Source organism: Ramlibacter tataouinensis (assembly GCF_001580455.1).
In the GTDB taxonomy this organism is placed as follows: Bacteria; Pseudomonadota; Gammaproteobacteria; order Burkholderiales; family Burkholderiaceae_C; genus Ramlibacter; species Ramlibacter tataouinensis_B.
The window spans coordinates 3,699,843-3,715,160 of sequence record NZ_CP010951.1 but is presented as its reverse complement, the minus strand read 5'-3'; the positions used below and the strand labels follow the sequence as shown (position 1 = coordinate 3,715,160).

Here is a 15,318-nt window from a genome sequence, read left to right as displayed (position 1 = left end):
GAAGTGAGCTTGTGTTTAATAGCGTGCTTCATTGGGTCAGTGCCTCGCACGCGGCCACCATGTCTGCGGTGGCGTGGGTCTTCTGCATGGTCTTGGCCGCGGTGGCGCGGCGAATCAGTTCAGGTCGCTGCACGGTGCGCAGCAGCTCGGCCAGCCACTCGGGCGTGAGCTCGCGCTGCTGCACCAGCCAGCCGCCGCCGGCATCGACCAGGAATTTCGCGTTGGTGGTCTGGTGATCGTCCACGGCCGCGGGGAAAGGCACGAACACCGCCGCGCAACCGACGGCTGCGAGTTCGGTGACCGTGCTCGCGCCGGCGCGGCAGACGATCAGGTCGGCCTCGGCATATGCCTGGGCCGTGTCTTCGATGAATGGGGTGAGCTCGGCCTGCACGCCGGCGGCGGCGTAGTTGGCGCGCAGCTCGTCAATCTGCTTGGCGCCGCTCTGGTGCAGCACCGAGGGGCGCTGTCCGGCCGGCAGCAGCGCCAGCGCCTTGGGCACGATCTCGTTGAGCGCCCGCGCGCCGAGGCTGCCGCCCACGACCAGCAGCCGCAGCGGTCCGGTGCGCGCGCCCAGGCGCTCGGCGGGCTCGGCTTGCGACAGGAAGCCGGCGCGCAGCGGGTTGCCGATCCAGGCGGCCTTCTTCAGCACGTCGGGGAAGGCGGTGAACACGCGGTCGGCCACGCCCGCCAGCACCTTGTTGGCCATGCCGGCGATCGAGTTCTGCTCGTGCAGCACCAGCGGTTTGCCCAGCAGCACGCTCATCATGCCGCCCGGGAAGGTGATGTAGCCGCCCAGGCCGATCACCACGTCGGGCTTCACGCGGCGCACCACCACGATGCTTTGCCAGAACGCGCGCAGCAGGCGCAGCGGCAGCAGCACCAGGGTCGTCAGGCCCTTGCCACGCACGCCGGAGAAGGCCACGGTCTCGAAGCTGAAGCCGCGCGGCGGCACCAGCTGGCTTTCCATGCTGCCGGGTGCGCCCAGCCAATGCACGCGCCAGGCGCGCTCGCGCAGCGCCTCGGCCACCGCCAGACCCGGGAAGATGTGCCCGCCCGTGCCGCCGGCCATCACCAGGGCGCATTTCACGTCGTTCATGCGCGACCTCCCCGCATGAGCACCTTGTTCTCGTAGTCGACGCGCAGCACCACGGCGATTGCGACCAGGTTCATCAGGATCGCCGAGCCGCCGTAGCTCATGAGCGGCAGTGTCAGGCCCTTGGTCGGCAGCGCGCCCAGGTTCACGCCCATGTTGATGAAGGCCTGGAAACCGACCCAGATGCCCACGCCTTGGGCCACCAGGCCGGCGAACACGCGGTCCAGGGCGATGGCCTGGCGGCCGATGTGCATGATGCGGCGCGTCATCCACAGGAAGGAAACGATCACGACGAGCACGCCGACCAGGCCGAACTCCTCGCCGATCACGGCCAGCAGGAAGTCGGTGTGCGCCTCCGGCAGCCAGTGCAGCTTTTCCACGCTGCCGCCCAGCCCGACGCCGAAGATCTCGCCGCGGCCGATCGCGATCAGCGAATGCGACAGCTGGTAGCCCTTGCCCAGCGCGTGCTTCTCGCTCCAGGGATCGAGGTAGGCGAAGATGCGTTCGCGGCGCCATTCCGACAGCGCGATCATCAGCATGAAGGCAACCACCATCACCGCGGCGATGAGGAAGAACATGCGCGCGTTGACGCCGCCGAGGAACAGAATGCCCATGGCGATCACCGCGATCACCATGAAGGCGCCCATGTCGGGTTCGGCCAGCAGCAGCAGGCCCACGATGGCGACCGCGGCGGCCATCGGCAGCACGGCGCGGAAGAAGCGTTCCTTCACGTCCATCTTGCGGACCATGTAGTCGGCCGCGTAGAGCAGCACCGCGAACTTGGCCAATTCCGAGGGCTGGAAGCTCAGCAGGCCGAAACCGATCCAGCGGCGCGCGCCGTTCACGCCCTTGCCGATGTGCGGGACCAGTACCACCACCAGCAGCATCAGCGAGGCGACGAACAGCCAGGGGGCGAGCTTCTCCCAAGTGGCGATGGGCACCTGGAAGGCCAGCAGCGCGAACAAGAAGGACACGGCGATGAACACGCCGTGCCGCAGCAGGAAGTGGCCATGCGCGTAGTTGGCAAAGCGCGGGTTGTCGGGCAGCGCGACCGAGGCCGAATACACCATCACCAGCCCGAACGCCAGCAGGCCGACGGTGAGCCAGACGAGCGCCTGGTCCACCCCATGCACGCGCGCGGGCACGGCCGGGCGCGAGGCGCCGGTCCAGGGCAGCCAGGCCCCGAGGCGTGCGGCCAGCGCGTTCATTGGACAACCTCCGCCCTGCGGGCTGCGGTGCAATGAGCCTTCGGAGCGGCCGTGCGGCTCATTCCCGCACCTCCAGCGACACCCCGGCTTCATCGGCCACGGCCTGCACCGCCGCGCGGAACACCTCGGCGCGGTGGCCATAGTCGCGGAACATGTCGAAGCTGGCGCAGGCCGGCGACATCAGCACCGCGTCGCCGGCATGGGCGCGTTGCGCGGCGAGCCTGACGGCTTCGTCCATCGAACCGGCATCGAGCAGGCTGACGCCGGCGGGCTCGAGCACGGCGCGGATCTGCGGCGCGTCGCGGCCGATCAGCACGGCGGCGCGGGCGAAGCGCCCCACGGGCCCGGCCAGCGGCGCGAAGTCCTGCCCCTTGCCGTCGCCGCCGAGGATGACCACCACCTTGCGGTCGGCGCCCAGGCCCTGCAGGGCCGCCACGGTCGCGCCGACGTTGGTGCCCTTGCTGTCGTCGAAGTACTCGACCTCGTTGACCACGCCCACGGACTCGACGCGGTGCGGCTCGCCCTGGTATTCGCGCAGGCCGTACAGCATGGGGCCCAGCGGGCAGCCGGCCGCCATCGCCAGCGCCAGTGCCGACAGCGCGTTCACCGCGTTGTGGCGGCCGCGGATGCGCAGCGCGTCGGCCGGCATCAGGCGCTGGAAGTGCAGTTCCACCTCCTCGCCCTTGCGCGGCTTGTGCGTCTCGTCGGCTTCGAGGGCACGCACCAGCCAGGCCATGCCGTTGACGACCTCGATGCCGAAGTCCCCGGGGCATTGCGGCATGTCGCCGCCGAACGTGACGTGTTCGCGTTGTTCGTACTTGCCACCCTTGAGCCGCACCGGCGCGGGCAGCATCTGCATCACCACCGGATCCTCGCGGTTGAGGATCATCACGCCGCCGGTGCCGAAGATCCGGGCCTTGGCGGCGGCGTAGGCCGGCATGGTGCCGTGCCAGTCCAGGTGGTCCTGGGTGACGTTCAGCACCGCGCCCGCCGTGGGCTCGAAGGCGCCTGCGGCGTCGAGTTGGAAGCTCGAGAGCTCAACCACCCAGACCTGGGGCAACTCCTGCGCATCGATCCTGCCGGCCAGTGTCTCCAGCAGCGTGGGGCCGATGTTGCCCGCCACCGCCACCGAGCGGCCGCTGCGCTCGACCAGTTGCCCGGTGAGCGAGGTCACGGTGGTCTTGCCATTGGTGCCCGTCACGGCCAGCACCGCCGGGGTGTAACCCTGTTGCTCCTTCAGCAGCGCCAGCGCGTCGGCGAACAGGCTCAATTCGCCCCCGGCCGGGATGCCGCGCTGCGCCGCCGCCGCAACCACCGCCTCGACCTGCGCCGGCGTCAGGCCGGGGCTGCGATAGACCGCGTGCACGCCTTCCAGAAGCGACTCGGCGAAAGGGCCGGCCACGAACTTCGCCTGCGGCAGGCGCTCGCGCAGCGCCGCCAGCTGCGGCGGCGCCTCGCGCGTGTCGGCGACGGTGACCTGCGCGCCCTCGCGCGCACACCAGCGCGCCATCGCCAGGCCGGAGGCGCCGAGGCCGAGGACGAGGACGCTCTTGTCTTGAAGCTCCATCTTCACCTCAGCTTCAAGGTCGACAGGCCCAGCAGGCACAGCAGCATGGTGATGATCCAGAAGCGCACCACGACCTGGGTCTCGGTCCAGCCGCTCTTCTCGAAGTGGTGGTGCAGTGGCGCCATCTTCAGGATGCGCCGCCCTTCCCCGTACTTCTTCTTGGTGTACTTGAAGTAGGTGACCTGCGCCATCACGGAGATCGCCTCGACCACGAAGATGCCGCCCATGATCGCCAGCACGATTTCCTGCCGCACGATGACGGCGATGGTGCCCAGCGCGCCGCCCAGCGCCAGCGCGCCCACGTCACCCATGAAGACTTGCGCCGGATGGGCGTTGAACCACAGGAAAGCCAGCCCCGCGCCCGCCACCGAGGCGCAGAAGATCAGCAGCTCGCCCGAGCCCGGGATGTGCGGGAAGAACAGGTACTTCGAATAGACGGAGCTGCCCGTGACGTAGGCGAACACGCCCAGGGCCGAGCCGACCATCACCACCGGCATGATCGCCAGCCCGTCCAGGCCGTCGGTCAGGTTCACCGCGTTGCTGGAGCCGACGATGACCAGGTAGGTCATGATCATGAAGCCGAACACGCCCAGCGGATAGCTCACTTCCTTGAAGAAAGGCACCTGCAGGCCGGCCTTGGGCGGCAGGTTCACGTCGAAGCCCGAGGCGACCCAGGTGTAGAACAGCTGCAGCACCCGCCAGTTGGAGCTCTCGGAAATGCTGAACACCAGGTAGAGCGCCGCCAGGGCGCCGATCAGCGACTGCCAGAAGTACTTCTCGCGCGAGCGCATGCCCTCCGGGTCCTTGCGCACCACCTTGCGCCAGTCGTCCACCCAGCCGATCGAGCCGAAGCCCAGCGTCACCGCCAGCACGATCCACACGAAGCGGTTGGTGAGGTCGAACCACAGCAGCGTGGACACGGCGATCGAGATCAGGATCAGCACGCCGCCCATGGTCGGCGTGCCGCTCTTGACCAGGTGCGTCTGCATGCCGTAGCCGCGCACCGGCTGGCCGATCTTCAGCGCCGTCAGGTGCCGGATCACCGCCGGGCCGGCGATCAGCCCGATCAGCAGCGCCGTCATGGCGGCCATCACGGCGCGGAAGGTGATGTACTGGAAGACGCGAAGGAATCCGAATTCCGGGCTGAGTGTCTGCAGCCAGCTCGCCAGGCTAAGCAGCATGGGAGGCTCCTGTTTGTTGTTCTTGTTCGGCGCGGCGGATGATCGCCTCGACCACGCGCTCCATCTTCATGAACCGCGATCCCTTGACCAGCACGCTGGCGGCGGCGCCGAGTTCGGCCAGCACCGCCGCATTGAGCGCCTCGATGTCCTCGAAGTGGCGGCCCTGCATCGCCCGCGATTGCTCGCCCAGCGTGAACAGCTGCTCGATGCCGCGCGCGCGCGCATGCTGGCCCACTTCGGCGTGGAACTGCGGGCCCTGCTCGCCCACTTCCCCCATGTCGCCCAGCACCAGCAGGCGCGGGCCGGGCAGCTCGGCCAGCACGTCGATCGCCGCGCGCACCGAGTCCGGGTTGGCGTTGTAGCTGTCGTCCACCAACGTGACCGAACGGCCCGCGATGCGCGCCGACAGCGCACGCGAGCGGCCCTTCACGGGCTCGAAGCTTTCCAGCCCCTGCGCGATCGCTGCCAGCGGGACGCCCGCGGCCAGCGCGCAGGCCACGGCGGCCTGCGAGTTGCGCACGTTGTGGCGGCCGGCGATATGGAGTCGGTAGGCCAACGGGCCGGCGGGCGTTTGCACGCTCACCTGCCAGTGCCCCTCATGCCATTCAGCCCCGGCCAGAACGATGTCGGCGCCCGAATGGGCGTCGCCGAATGTGGTGCAGGCTCGCGTGCCTGCCGTTGCCTTCCAGAGCGGCGTGAACTCCTCGCCCGCGGGGAACACCGCGACGCCGCCGGGACCCAGCGCGGAAAGCACCGAGCCGTTCTCGCGCGCCACGGCTTCGACCGTGGCCATGAATTCCTGGTGCTCGCGCTGGGCGTTGTTGACCATGGCCACGGTGGGCTTGGCGATGTCGGCCAGGTAGGCGATCTCGCCCGGATGGTTCATCCCCAGTTCGAAGGCGGCGATGCGATGCGTCGCGCGCAGGCGCAGCAGCATCAGCGGCAGGCCGATGTCGTTGTTCAGGTTGCCCTGCGTGGCCAGCATGGCCTGCGGCTGCCAGGCGCGCAGGATGGCCGCGACCATCTGCGTCACGGTGGTCTTGCCGTTGCTGCCCGTCACCGCGATGAGCGGCAGCTGGAACTGCGCGCGCCAGCCCGCCGCCAGCGAACCGAGCGCCAGCTTGCTGTCGTCCACCTCGATGCCGGGCAAGCCCGCCGGCAGGCGGCCGGTGTGGGCGATCGCGGCCACGGCGCCTTTCGCTTGCGCTTCCTCGAGGAAATCGTTGGCGTCGAAGCGCTCGCCCTGGATCGCGACGAACAGGTCGCCCGGCTCCAGGGTGCGCGAGTCGCTGTGGACGCGGCGCACCGCGACGGCGCCGTCGCCGGCCAGCCGGCCGCCGGGAATCCAGGGTAGCGCCTGCACGAGCGTGAACATCTTGCTCATGCCGCCCTCTCCGCCTGCCGGGCGGCCAGCGCAGCCTGTGCGCGTTCGCGATCGGAGAACGGCAGCTTGGCGCCGCGGATCTCCTGGTAGTCCTCGTGGCCCTTGCCCGCAATCAGCACGACATCGCGCGCCGCGGCGGCGGCGATGGTCTCCTGGATGGCGAGGGCGCGGTCGGCCTGCACCTGCACGCACTGGTCGTGCGAAAGGCCCAGCAGGATCTGGCTGATGATGTTCTCGGGCTTTTCCATGCGCGGGTTGTCGCTGGTGACCACCACGCAGTCGGCGTTCTTTTCCGCCACGGCGGCCATCAGCGGGCGCTTGGTCGCGTCGCGGTCGCCGCCGCAGCCGAACACGCACCACAGCTGGCCGCCGCGCTGCGCAGCCAGCGGACGCAGCGCCAGCAGGGCCTTGTCCAGCGCATCGGGCGTGTGCGCGTAGTCGATCGCCACCAGCGGCTTGCCGGGCTCGGCGAGGCGCTCCATGCGCCCGGGCACCGGCAGCAGGCTGGCGCAGGCGCGCACCGCGTCCGCCAGGCTCACGCCCAGGGCCCGCATGGCACCGATCACGCCCAGGAGGTTGGACACGTTGTACTGGCCGATCACGCTGGTGGCGAGCGCGCGGCGCTCGTTCCCCTCGCAGACCTCGAAGCGCAGGCCGGCATCGCCGTAACCGATGCCCTGGGCCGCAAGTCGCGCGGGCTCTCGGCAGGACACGGTCCACACGTCGAGCCCCTGGCCGGAGAGCGAAGCCGCGAGCGCATGGCCCTTTTCATCGTCGATGTTCACGACTGCCGCCTGCAAGCCGGCCCAGCCGAACAGCTCGATCTTGGCATCCCAGTAGGCTTCCATGGTGCCGTGGTAGTCCAGGTGGTCCTGGGTGAAATTGGTGAAGATGCCGACTCGGATCCGGGTGCCGTCCAGGCGCCGCTCGACGATGCCGATGGAGGAGGCCTCGATGGCGCAGGCCTTCAGGCCTTCGTCGGCGAAGCGGCGGAACTGCCGCTGCAGCAGCACCGGGTCGGGCGTGGTGAGCCCGAAGAATTCGACCTGCGGCGGGCGGCCCGTGCCCAGGGTTCCGATCACGCCGCACGGCATGCCGGCGTTGGACAGCGCCTGCGCCAGCCACCAGGCGCACGAGGTCTTGCCGTTGGTGCCGGTGACCGCCAGCACGTCGAGCTGCGCCGTCGGGTGGCCGAACCAGTCGGCCGCCACCGGGCCGGTCGCGGCCTTCAGCTGCGGATAGGCGGCGATGGCCTCGGAGTCGAAGCCGAAGGCTTCCACGCCCTCGCGCTCCACCAGGCAGGCGGCGGCGCCTTGCCGGATGGCGGCCGCCACGTGCCGGCGGCCGTCGGTCGCCGCGCCCGGCCAGGCGATGAAGGCGTCGCCGGGACCGACCTTGCGGCTGTCGCATTGCAGCGTGCCGGTGACACGGCCGCGCAGCCACTGGACGGCCTGCTGGGGCGTGCGGAGTTCGATCATCAGAACGATTCCTCCACCGCGTTGACCACGATCTGCGGCTTGACGTTCATGTCGGGCTGCACGCCCATCATGCGCAGCGTCTGCTGCACCGCCGCGCTGAACACCGGCGCGGCCACGTCACCGCCGTAGTAGCGCCCTGCCGACGGCTCGTCGACCATCACCGCGACGATGATGCGCGGCTTGTCGATCGGCGCGATGCCCACGAACCACGAACGGTACTTGTTGCTGGCGTAGGACTTGCCGACCTGCTTGTGGGCGGTGCCCGACTTGCCGCCCACCGAGTAGCCCAGGGTCTGCGCCTTGGGTGCGGTGCCGCCGGGGCCGGCGGCCATCTGCAGCATCTTGCGCATCTCGCCCGTCGTGCCCGGCGTGAACACCTGCACGCCCGCCGCGGACTCGGGGCTCTTGAGCAGCGTGGCCGGGATGACCTGGCCGTCGTGCGCGAACACGGTGTAGGAGCGCGCCATCTGGAACAGCGAAGCCGACAGCCCGTAGCCGTAGGACATGGTGGCCTGCTCCACCGGCTTCCAGGTCTTGTAGGGGCGCAGCCGGCCGCTCACCGCGCCGGGGAAGGTGATCTGCGGCTTCTGGCCGAAACCCACCTGCGTGAACAGCTCCCACATCTGTCGCGGCTGCATCTGCAGCGCGATCTTGAGCGTGCCGATGTTGCTCGATTTCTGGATGACCTCCTGCACCGTCAGCACGCCGTGCGCGTGCGAGTCGGAGATCTTCATGCCGCCGATCATCACGTAGCCCGGCGCGGTCTGGATCGGCGTCTGCGGCGTTACCAGCCCGCTGTCCAGCGCCAGTCCCACCGTGAACGGCTTCATCGTGGAGCCGGGCTCGAACACGTCGGTCAGCGCCCGGTTGCGCAGCTGCTCGCCCGACAGGTTCTGCCGCTTGCCGGGCGTGTAACTCGGGTAGTTGGCCAGCGCCAGCACCTCGCCGGTGGTGGCATCGAGCACCACCACGCTGCCGCCGCGTGCCTTGTTCTCGATCACCGTGTCGCGCAGCTTCTGGTAAGCGAAGAACTGGATCTTGCTGTCGATCGACAGCTGCAGGTCGCGGCCGTCCACCGGCGGCACCTGCTCGCCCACGTCCTCCACGATGTGGCCCAGCCGGTCCTTGATCACGCGGCGCGAGCCGGCCCGGCCCGCCAGTTCTTTCTCGAACGCGAGCTCCACGCCTTCCTGGCCGCGGTCCTCGACGTTGGTGAAGCCCACCACGTGCGCCGCGGCCTCGCCCTCGGGATACTGGCGCTTGTATTCCTTGCGCTGGAACACGCCCTTGATCTGCAGCGCCGCCACCTGCTGCGCAACGGACTCGTCGACCTGGCGCTTGAGCCAGACGAAAGTGCGGTCCTCGTCGCCCAACTTCTTCTCCAGCTCGGGCAGCGGCATCTCCAGCAGCCTGGCCAGCTTGGCCAGCTTGGCCCGGTCGCGCTCCATGTCGTCTGGCGCGGCCCAGATGCTGGGAGCCGGCACGCTGGTGGCCAGCAGCAGGCCGTTGCGGTCGAGCACGCGGCCGCGGTTGGCCGGCAGCTCCAGGGTGCGGGCGAAGCGTACCTCGCCCTGCTTCTGGAAGAAGGCATTGCCGAACACCTGCACCCAAGCGGCGCGACCCGCCAGGCCAACGAAGCCCAGCGCGATGGCGGCCACGATGAACTTGCTGCGCCAGACCGGCGTCCGGCTGGCCAGCAGCGGGCTGGAGGTGTAGGCCACGCTTCGGCTCATGGCGCGGCGCCCTTCTGTACATGCTGCGGTACGTACTGCGTGATGGCCGGGGTGGCCGCGCGCATCTGCAGCTGCTCCTTGGCCAGCTGCTCCACGCGCAGCGGCGTGGCCTGGGCGCGTTTCTCGAACTGCAGCCGCTCGTGCTCGATCTCCAGGCGCCGCGACTCGCTGGTGGCCTTGTCCAGCTCGGCGTACAGGCGCCGCGACTCGTACTGGGTGCGCACCAGGTACAGGGCGCTCGCGATCACCGCCGCCAGCAGCACGATGTTCAGCCGCATCATGCCGCCGTCCTTTCGGCCACGCGCATGATGGCGCTGCGCGCACGCGGGTTGGCCTGAACCTCGGCGGACGTCGGCCGCACGCGGGCGATCGCGCGCAGCCGGGTCGGCTCACCGCGGGCAAACGGCGCGCGGCGGTCGAAGGCCTCGCGCGAATGCCGGGCGATGAACTGCTTGACGATGCGGTCTTCCAGCGAGTGGAAGCTGATCGCCACGAGCCGTCCTCCGGGTTGCAGGATGTCCAAGCTGGCCTCTAGCGCCTGTTGCAGCTCTTCAAGCTCGGCGTTGACGAAAATCCGAAGAGCCTGAAATGTGCGCGTTGCAGGGTCCTGGCCCGGCTCGCGGGTTTTGACCGAGCCAGCCACGAGCTGGGCCAGCTCGGCGGTGGTTGAAACAGGCCCCCGTTCCTGTCGGCGAGCCACAATCGCCTTTGCAATCGGAAGAGCAAACCGTTCTTCGCCAAAGTCACGTATCACCTCCGCGATGCGGCCCACTTCGGCCGTTGCAAGCCAGTCGGCGGCACTCTGGCCGCGCGTGGTGTCCATGCGCATGTCCAGCGGGCCGTCGCCACGAAAAGAAAAACCCCGCGCGGGGTTGTCGATCTGCGGGGAGCTCACGCCCAGGTCCAGCAGGACGCCGGCCACGCTCGAACCGGGGAGTTCCGAGATCGCGGCGAAGCCCTGGTGACGGATCGAAAAGCGCTCGTCCTCGATCGCATTGGCCACCGCCACCGCCTCGGGATCCTTGTCGAAGGCGACCAGGCGTGAGGCCGCATCGATCTGCGACAGGATCAGGCGTGAGTGCCCGCCGCGCCCGAAGGTCGCGTCGACATAGGTTTGGTCCGGCTTGGTGAATGAGTCGCCGAGAAGGGCGGCGACTGCCTCGTTCAACAAGACGGTGGTGTGCTGCCATGTATCCACCGCCTGCGCTCAAAAAGAGAAATCCTTGAAGACGTCGGGCATTGCACCCTTCATCGCCTCCGCTTCCTTGGCCTCGTACGTCGTCTTATCCCAGAGCTCGAAGTGGTTGCCCATGCCGAGCAGCATGGTTTCCTTCTCGATGCCCGCCGCGGCCCGCAATTCCGGTGAGATCAGCACGCGTCCCGTGCCGTCGAGCTCCCCATCCATTGCGTTGCCGAGGAAGATTCTCTTCCACCACTGGGCCTCCATGGGTAACGCAGCGATACGGTCGCGGAATTTTTCCCACTCGGGTCGCGGAAAGATCATCAGACAGCCATGCGGATGGCGGGTGATCGTGAGCTGGTTGTTCGCGGTGGCGGCCAGCACCTCGCGATGCCGGGTGGGGACGGAGAGCCGACCCTTGGCATCGAGAACGAGTGATGAAGCGCCTTGAAACAACGTGTGAGCCCTTGCCGGTCAGTGCAAAGGTTTCAAGGGACCAGAAAAGGCACCTTTTCCCACCTAATTGCACTTTTTTGCACTGTAGCAGGAAAACGCTGAGGCGCAAGGCGGCGTGACCGTCTTTTTGTAATGAAATCAACAACTTAGAAGCAACTCTGCCTGAGCGGCAAAAAGCGTTCTAAATGAACGACTTAGCTCAGGTAATGCAAGTGGAAACTCAAAGAATATAGCGCGACAGGTCCTCGTCACGGCTGAGATCCTTGAGTCGCCCATCCACGTAGGCGGCGTCGATCCGCACGTGTTTGTCGGCCAGCCGGGTCGCGTCGAAACTGACCTCTTCCAGCAGCCTTTCCATCACCGTGGCCAGGCGCCGGGCACCGATGTTCTCGGTGCGCTCATTCACTTCGTAGGCGATGTGGGCGATGCGGGTGATCGCATCGGCCGTGAACTCGAGCGTCACGCCCTCGGTCGCGAGCAGCGCCTCGTATTGCTTGACCAGCGATGCGTGGGTCTGCGTCAGGATCGCCTCGAAGTCCTGCACCGACAGCGACTTCAGTTCCACCCGGATCGGCAGCCGCCCCTGGAGTTCGGGGATGAGATCGCTCGGCTTGGACAGGTGGAAGGCGCCGCTGGCGATGAAGAGGATGTGGTCGGTCTTGATCGGTCCGTACTTGGTCGAGACGGTGGTGCCTTCGACCAGCGGCAGCAGGTCGCGCTGCACGCCCTGCCGCGAGACATCCGCCCCCGACATCTCCGAGCGCGAAGCCACCTTGTCGATCTCGTCGATGAACACGATGCCGTTCTGCTCGGCGTTGTGGATGGCCGCGGTGCGGATCTCGTCCTCGTTGACCAGCTTGGAGGCCTCCTCGTCGACCAGCAGCTTCATCGCCTCGGCGATCTTCAGCTTGCGGGTCTTGCGCCGGGCGCCGCCGAACTGGTTGAACATGCCGCGCAGCTGCTCGGTCACCTCCTCCATGCCGGCCGGACCCATGATCTCCAGCGGCTGGCGCTGCTCGGCCACGTCGATCTCGATGTCCTTGTCGTCCAGCAGGCCCTCGCGCAGCTTCTTGCGGAAGGTCTGCCGCGCCGTGCCCTCGGCCTGCGGCTCACCCATGCGCGGCGGCGGCACCAGCACGTCGAGCACGCGGTCCTCGGCGGCGTCCTCGGCGCGCGAGCGCACCTTGCGCATCTCGGACACGCGGGTCTGCTTCACCGACATCTCGACCAGGTCGCGGACGATGGAGTCCACGTCCTTGCCCACGTAACCCACCTCGGTGAACTTGGTCGCCTCGACTTTGATGAAGGGCGCGTCCGCCAGGCGCGCCAGGCGCCGGGCGATCTCGGTCTTGCCGACGCCCGTGGGGCCGATCATCAGGATGTTCTTGGGCGTGATCTCGCCGCGCAGCTTCTCGTCCACCTGCTGGCGCCGCCAGCGGTTGCGCAGGGCGATGGCCACCGCGCGCTTGGCTTCATGCTGGCCGACGATGTGGCGGTCCAGTTCGGAGACGATTTCCTGGGGGGTCATGGAAGACATGGCGACTCGGCGTTGGGACCAGCGCTAGCCGGCCGGGACGAACTTCGGAGCCGGCACTCAGCCGAGCACCTCGATCGTGTGATTCATATTGGTGTAGATGCACAGCTCACCGGCGATCTCGAGCGACTTCTTCACGATGTCGCGCGCCGGCAGTTCCGTGTTGTCCAGCAAGGCCCGGGCCGCCGCCTGCGCATAGGCGCCGCCGGAGCCGATGGCGATGATGCCGTGCTCCGGTTCGAGCACGTCGCCGTTGCCGGTGATAATCAGGGAGGCGTCCTGGTCGGCGACCGCGAGCATGGCTTCCAGGCGCCGCAGCACGCGGTCGGTGCGCCAGTCCTTGGTCAACTCGATGGCCGAGCGCACCAGGTGGCCCTGGTGTTTCTCCAGCTTGGCCTCGAAGCGCTCGAACAGGGTGAAGGCATCAGCCGTGGCGCCCGCGAATCCCGCCAGCACCTTGTCGTGGTAGAGCTTACGCACCTTGCGGGCCGTGCCCTTGACGACGACGTTGCCCAAGGTGACCTGGCCGTCGCCGCCGATCGCCACCTGCCAGCGGCCATCGGCGCCCTGGCGCCGCACGCTGACGATGGTCGTGCCGTGAAACTGTTCCATCGAAGAAAAATGGTGACGGACCCGGGCTTTGCAAGCCGCACCGTCGGCACAAGCGTAAGGGCCTGTTTACACTGTTTTTGACTCGCAACGCACAGCCAGAAACAGTGTAAGCAGACCCTAGTCGGTACGCGCCAGAACGCGGGCGTGCGCGCTGATCCCGATCACGTTGAGGAAGGCCGCCACGAGCCGGTGCGCCTCGACGAACTGCACCTGCCGCCCCTCGGCCTGACGGGCGCTCACCCAGTTGAGCAGGCCGCCGGCCGCGGTGAAATCGATGCGGATCAGCCGGGCGCAGGCGATGGTCATCACATCGGCGCCCAGGGTCTTGGATTCCAGCTGCTCCAGCGCCTCGGTGGCGTCGCCCAGCACTTGGCCGGCCAGCTCCACCGAGACGATGTTCATCATCTGCGAACTGAGCGCTGCCGCGCCGGTGTCGCCAAACCCGCTCATGCCCGAGGACATGGAATCGCGGAAGGCCTCGATCACCGAGTGCCCGGCCACCGCGCTGCCGTCCGCCTGCAGCGGCTTGTACTCGCAGCGTGCGCTTTCCCACGAGGGCGGCGACACCTCGTAGGTGACGCAGTAGTCCAGCGCCACCAGCTCGAATTCATCGGGCCGGTGCATCACGCGCAGCACTTCCATGCGAAGCTTCCACCAGGCCGGGCTGACGGACCGGTCGCCCGAGGGCGTCGCGTTCTTCAGCACCTGCTCGAGGTTGTCGGCGGCGATGAAACGCAGCTGCACCGGCTGCGAGGCCCACTGCGTGAACTGCCGGGTCAGCGGCTCCACCGCCGCCTCGTCGATCGCATTGAGCTTGACCCAGGAGAGTCTCCAGGGCGCCTGTGCCTTGGCCAGGGCCGCATTCATGGCCGCGATCGATTGCGTCCCCAGGGTGGCCGGTGAGGTCCAGTTCGCGACGCCCATCGGTCCCGTCGGGGTCGACGCCGGCCCGCTCATGCGCCCGACCGCCTCGGGCATGGAGAACCACTGCGGCGCCGAACGCCCGAAGCGGCCGGCGAATTCGATGGCCGCCGTCTCGAAGCGCTCCTGCTGGCCGATGGCGCGGTAGAGGTCGAACAGCGCCAGCCAGGTCTCGTCATGGTCGATGCGCGAGCCGCGCGGACCCAGCACTTCGAGCAGGCCGGTTTCCGCGCCGGCGTCATCGCCGTTGGCGAAACGGATGGCGGCTTCCTCCAGCTCGGGGTCGTGCGCGAATTCGTCGACGTGGATCGCGAACTGCTTGGACTGCGTAAAGCCGCTGGCCGGCTCGGAAGGCAGCTCGGCGCCGGCAGTGGACGGCGCCGGGGCCGGCGGCACGGGCGCACGCGGCGCCATGCGCAGGGCATCCGCCGCCGCAGCTGCGGCGCGTGCGCCCTCGGCTGGCCTGCTTGGCTGGAAGGACGGCCTGGATGCGCCGGCATCGCGCAGCGCCGGGGACGGCTCCGCCGCCGGCAGCATGGCTTCGAATGCGAGGGGCTGGGTGCGCACCACCTTCGCTTCCAGTTCCTGGGGCTCGGTCCGGGTGTAGGCCATGGAGCGGCCCGAAGCGGACTCCGCGCTAGGCGGCTGCTGCCCCAGCGGAACGCTGGTGGTGGTGCCCAGGCGGCCCGCGCCGGTCTCGCCATGCTTGGTCTTCCACCACTGCATGGACATCTGCGCCTCGATCTCGTCGATCTTCTTCAGCGTGGTCGCGCGGTCGTCCGGCTTGGACGGCATCGAACTCTGGAAGAAGGAGGGGCGCGCGGCCGGATCCTGGCCTGCCATCACCTCGCTGCGGCGCATCTTGCGCAGCATGTCGAACTCACGCTTGCGGACGAAGTCGTTGCGCCGCTTGCGCTCGATCATCTCCTTGAGCATCTGCTTGGAGTAGCTGCTCTCGCGGTCCGAGTCCG

The 15,318-nt window shown here is 68.3% G+C and carries 14 protein-coding genes; all 14 read right to left on the bottom strand.

What is annotated here, in order from left to right; genetic code table 11:
- Positions 1 to 28 precede the first annotated feature (28 nt).
- The 14 genes from murG to UC35_RS24510 all read right to left on the bottom strand — a co-directional run bounded on the left by murG (position 29) and on the right by UC35_RS24510 (position 14,186).
- On the bottom strand, positions 29 to 1,096 hold the full coding sequence (gene murG, locus UC35_RS17185; RefSeq protein ID WP_061501824.1) for an undecaprenyldiphospho-muramoylpentapeptide beta-N-acetylglucosaminyltransferase: 1,068 nt from the start codon (positions 1,094 to 1,096) through the stop codon (positions 29 to 31).
- The gene (ftsW, locus tag UC35_RS17180) at positions 1,093 to 2,301 is read right to left on the bottom strand and encodes a putative lipid II flippase FtsW (RefSeq protein WP_082793341.1); all 1,209 of its coding nucleotides are present in this window, start codon (positions 2,299 to 2,301) and stop codon (positions 1,093 to 1,095) included. The genes murG and ftsW overlap by 4 nt, the downstream gene beginning before the upstream one ends.
- Before the next feature lie 58 nt (positions 2,302 to 2,359).
- Positions 2,360 to 3,868 (bottom strand): UDP-N-acetylmuramoyl-L-alanine--D-glutamate ligase, encoded by a 1,509-nt coding sequence (gene murD / locus UC35_RS17175; RefSeq protein ID WP_061501820.1) that lies wholly within the window; start codon positions 3,866 to 3,868, stop codon positions 2,360 to 2,362.
- Positions 3,869 to 3,870: 2 nt separating this feature from the next.
- Positions 3,871 to 5,049, bottom strand: a complete 1,179-nt coding sequence (mraY, locus tag UC35_RS17170) for a phospho-N-acetylmuramoyl-pentapeptide-transferase (RefSeq protein WP_061501819.1) — start codon at positions 5,047 to 5,049, stop codon at positions 3,871 to 3,873.
- Entirely contained in the window at positions 5,039 to 6,424 is a 1,386-nt protein-coding gene (locus tag UC35_RS17165) for a UDP-N-acetylmuramoyl-tripeptide--D-alanyl-D-alanine ligase (protein ID WP_061503899.1), read from the bottom strand. The genes mraY and UC35_RS17165 overlap by 11 nt, the downstream gene beginning before the upstream one ends.
- A gap of 5 nt (positions 6,425 to 6,429) precedes the next feature.
- Entirely contained in the window at positions 6,430 to 7,911 is a 1,482-nt protein-coding gene (locus tag UC35_RS17160) for a UDP-N-acetylmuramoyl-L-alanyl-D-glutamate--2,6-diaminopimelate ligase (protein WP_061501818.1), read from the bottom strand.
- Positions 7,911 to 9,644: a peptidoglycan D,D-transpeptidase FtsI family protein gene (locus tag UC35_RS17155; RefSeq protein WP_061501815.1), complete on the bottom strand. Its 1,734-nt coding sequence runs from the start codon at positions 9,642 to 9,644 to the stop codon at positions 7,911 to 7,913. Before UC35_RS17155 ends, UC35_RS17160 begins: the two co-directional genes overlap by 1 nt.
- On the bottom strand, positions 9,641 to 9,925 hold the full coding sequence (gene ftsL, locus UC35_RS17150; RefSeq protein ID WP_061501813.1) for a cell division protein FtsL: 285 nt from the start codon (positions 9,923 to 9,925) through the stop codon (positions 9,641 to 9,643). Before ftsL ends, UC35_RS17155 begins: the two co-directional genes overlap by 4 nt.
- Positions 9,922 to 10,842 (bottom strand): 16S rRNA (cytosine(1402)-N(4))-methyltransferase RsmH, encoded by a 921-nt coding sequence (rsmH, locus tag UC35_RS17145; protein WP_061501811.1) that lies wholly within the window; start codon positions 10,840 to 10,842, stop codon positions 9,922 to 9,924. Before rsmH ends, ftsL begins: the two co-directional genes overlap by 4 nt.
- A gap of 9 nt (positions 10,843 to 10,851) precedes the next feature.
- Positions 10,852 to 11,280 (bottom strand): division/cell wall cluster transcriptional repressor MraZ, encoded by a 429-nt coding sequence (gene mraZ, locus UC35_RS17140; protein ID WP_061501809.1) that lies wholly within the window; start codon positions 11,278 to 11,280, stop codon positions 10,852 to 10,854.
- Positions 11,281 to 11,500: 220 nt separating this feature from the next.
- Entirely contained in the window at positions 11,501 to 12,817 is a 1,317-nt protein-coding gene (hslU, locus tag UC35_RS17135; RefSeq protein WP_061501807.1) for an ATP-dependent protease ATPase subunit HslU, read from the bottom strand.
- 57 nt (positions 12,818 to 12,874) lie between these two features.
- Positions 12,875 to 13,426 (bottom strand): ATP-dependent protease subunit HslV, encoded by a 552-nt coding sequence (gene hslV, locus UC35_RS17130; protein WP_061501805.1) that lies wholly within the window; start codon positions 13,424 to 13,426, stop codon positions 12,875 to 12,877.
- A gap of 117 nt (positions 13,427 to 13,543) precedes the next feature.
- Positions 13,544 to 13,828: an STAS domain-containing protein gene (locus tag UC35_RS24515; protein WP_227820571.1), complete on the bottom strand. Its 285-nt coding sequence runs from the start codon at positions 13,826 to 13,828 to the stop codon at positions 13,544 to 13,546.
- A 205-nt stretch (positions 13,829 to 14,033) separates the two neighbouring features.
- Positions 14,034 to 14,186 carry a hypothetical protein gene (locus UC35_RS24510; protein ID WP_415752711.1) on the bottom strand — a complete coding sequence of 51 codons (153 nt, stop codon included), beginning with the start codon at positions 14,184 to 14,186 and terminating at the stop codon, positions 14,034 to 14,036.
- Between the last annotated feature and the right edge of the window lie 1,132 nt (positions 14,187 to 15,318).

Bases quoted from the DNA above. Each gene is read 5' to 3' on its own strand.
- murG (WP_061501824.1), bottom strand. From the start codon at position 1,096: ATGAACGACGTGAAATGCGCCCTGGTGATGGCCGGCGGCACGGGCGGG.
- ftsW (WP_082793341.1), bottom strand. From the start codon at position 2,301: ATGAACGCGCTGGCCGCACGCCTCGGGGCCTGGCTGCCCTGGACCGGC.
- murD (WP_061501820.1), bottom strand. From the start codon at position 3,868: ATGGAGCTTCAAGACAAGAGCGTCCTCGTCCTCGGCCTCGGCGCCTCC.
- mraY (WP_061501819.1), bottom strand. From the start codon at position 5,049: ATGCTGCTTAGCCTGGCGAGCTGGCTGCAGACACTCAGCCCGGAATTC.
- UC35_RS17165 (WP_061503899.1), bottom strand. From the start codon at position 6,424: ATGTTCACGCTCGTGCAGGCGCTACCCTGGATTCCCGGCGGCCGGCTG.
- UC35_RS17160 (WP_061501818.1), bottom strand. From the start codon at position 7,911: ATGATCGAACTCCGCACGCCCCAGCAGGCCGTCCAGTGGCTGCGCGGC.
- UC35_RS17155 (WP_061501815.1), bottom strand. From the start codon at position 9,644: ATGAGCCGAAGCGTGGCCTACACCTCCAGCCCGCTGCTGGCCAGCCGG.
- ftsL (WP_061501813.1), bottom strand. From the start codon at position 9,925: ATGATGCGGCTGAACATCGTGCTGCTGGCGGCGGTGATCGCGAGCGCC.
- hslU (WP_061501807.1), bottom strand. From the start codon at position 12,817: ATGTCTTCCATGACCCCCCAGGAAATCGTCTCCGAACTGGACCGCCAC.
- hslV (WP_061501805.1), bottom strand. From the start codon at position 13,426: ATGGAACAGTTTCACGGCACGACCATCGTCAGCGTGCGGCGCCAGGGC.
- UC35_RS24515 (WP_227820571.1), bottom strand. From the start codon at position 13,828: ATGAACATCGTCTCGGTGGAGCTGGCCGGCCAAGTGCTGGGCGACGCC.